Raw genomic sequence first — 323 nt, forward strand, 5'->3', positions numbered from 1 at the left:
CCTGGCCGGGCCGATCCTGCAGGTGAAGGGGGTGAGCAAGAGCTTCACGCTGCGCGCCGGTCGGCTGTGGCAGAAGCCGCGGATCGTCCACGCCGTGTCCGACGTCTCCTTGAGTTTGGCGGCGGGGCAGACGCTGGGGCTCGTCGGAGAGTCCGGGTCGGGCAAGACCACGGTCACGAAGATGATTATGCGGGCGCCCCGGCCGGATTCCGGGCGGATCCTGTTCGACGACGGTAGCGGCCCGCGGGACGTCCACGGCCTGAGCGGCGACGCCCTCTTCGCCTATCGCCGCACGGTCCAGTTCGTGTTCCAGGACCCCTACG

General features: G+C 69.7%; 1 protein-coding gene. It reads left to right on the top strand.

Going from position 1 to position 323, the window contains the following annotated elements:
- Positions 1 to 323, top strand: a 323-nt coding sequence (locus ACLBX8_RS31765) for an ATP-binding cassette domain-containing protein (protein WP_447716420.1), incomplete at both ends; no start/stop codon positions are given.

Source organism: Methylobacterium sp. D48H (genome assembly GCF_053345715.1).